Source organism: Hyphomonas sp. (assembly GCF_040882205.1).
Lineage (GTDB): Bacteria > Pseudomonadota > Alphaproteobacteria > Caulobacterales > Hyphomonadaceae > Hyphomonas.
In genome coordinates this window covers 2,214-3,843 of the sequence record NZ_JBBEBT010000186.1, presented here as the reverse complement: position 1 = coordinate 3,843, position 1,630 = coordinate 2,214, and the positions used below count along the sequence as shown (strand labels likewise).

The following is a 1,630-nucleotide window of genomic DNA, read 5'->3' as shown; positions in this document are numbered from 1 at the left end:
ATCCAAACCGCCCCTGTCTTACCGCGATGCCGGTGTCGATATTGAGGCAGGCGACAGGCTGGTGGACGCCATTTCTCCGATGGCCAAGGCCACGGCGCGGGCCGGCGTGATGGGCGGCCTCGGCGGCTTCGGTGCGCTGTTTGACCTGAAATCTGCCGGATACACCGATCCGGTGCTCGTTTCCGGCACCGACGGGGTCGGCACCAAGCTGATGCTGGCCTTCGAGACGGGTATCCACAACACGGTCGGCATCGACCTCGTCGCCATGTGCGCCAACGACGTGCTGGCGCAGGGCGCCGAGCCACTGTTTTTCCTGGACTATTTCGCCACTGGCAAGCTGGAAGGCGGGATCGCCGAGGCGGTCATTGCGGGCATTGCTGAGGGCTGCCGCCGGTCCGGCTGCGCGCTGGTGGGCGGCGAGACGGCCGAGATGCCGGGCATGTACCCGCCGGGACATTACGATCTGGCAGGCTTCGTGGTTGGGGCCGTGGACCGCGACAAAGTGCTCCCCCGGATGGGTGACATGGCAGCCGGCGACATTCTTATCGGCATGACTTCCTCCGGCCCCCATTCCAACGGCTATTCGCTGGTGCGCCGCATCGTCGCCCGGGAAGGCCTGTTCTATGGCGGCCCTTCACCTTTCTCGAACGCGCAAACGCTGGGCGAAGCCCTCCTGACGCCGACGCGCCTCTATGCGCCACTCGCTTTGCCGCTGCTCCGCTCCGGCCGCGTGAAGGGCCTCGCCCATATCACCGGCGGCGGTCTCACCGGGAATACGCCGCGCATGTGCCCGGACGGGCTTGTCCCCCGCATCGACCGCGCCAGCTGGACGCCGCCCCCGGTATTTGGTTGGCTGCAAGAGGCGGGCGGCGTCGACACCGACGAGATGCACCGCACCTTCAATATGGGTATTGGCATGGTGCTGGCCGTAAGCCCAGCCGACGCAGCCAGCGTGATCGCCGACCTGAAAGCCGCCGGCGAAGACCCGCGCGTCGTAGGCGAGCTCGCCCCTGCATGAGGCGGCTTAAGCTTGCGATCCTGATTTCGGGCCGCGGCTCGAACATGGAAGCCCTGCTGAAAGCGATTGCGGCCGATCTCGATTTTCCCGCGACGCCGGTGCTGGTCGCCTCCAACAAGCCGGATGCGCCTGGGCTGGAGATTGCCGACGCGGCGGATGTCCCCACCGTTGCGTTAGACCACCGCGACTATGGCAAGGACCGCGCCGCCTTCGAGAAAGAACTCGATGACGAACTGCGCCGCTCCGGCACGGAGATCATCGCGCTCGCCGGATTCATGCGCGTTCTGACGCCCTGGTTCGTCTCGCGGTGGGAAGGCCGGATGATCAATATCCACCCCTCGCTTCTGCCGAAATACAAAGGCCTCGATACCCACCAGCGCGCCCTCGACGCGGGCGACAGTGAAGCCGGCTGCACGGTTCACTGGGTCAACTCCGGCGTCGATGACGGCGAGATCATCGCGCAGGCGCGTGTACCGATCCTGCGCGGCGATACCGAAGACACGCTGGCTGCGCGGACGCTGATCGCCGAGCATATGCTGTTTCCCGAAGCGCTGAAAATCGCCTGCGCAAAGATCCTGAAGAGATAGTCCGCTTCCCCGGCGCTGTCGTGGA

Annotated in this window: 2 protein-coding genes; both read left to right on the top strand. The window is 65.7% G+C overall.

The genetic code is table 11. The annotated features are described in order from the left end of the window. On the top strand, positions 1-1,018 hold a 1,018-nt coding region (purM, locus tag WEA77_RS07580; RefSeq protein ID WP_368067260.1), incomplete at its 5' end, for a phosphoribosylformylglycinamidine cyclo-ligase. After that, a complete protein-coding gene (gene purN, locus WEA77_RS07575; RefSeq protein ID WP_368067259.1) occupies positions 1,015-1,605 on the top strand; it encodes a phosphoribosylglycinamide formyltransferase in 591 nt (196 codons plus the stop codon). The genes purM and purN, both read left to right, overlap by 4 nt. Positions 1,606-1,630 lie beyond the last annotated feature (25 nt).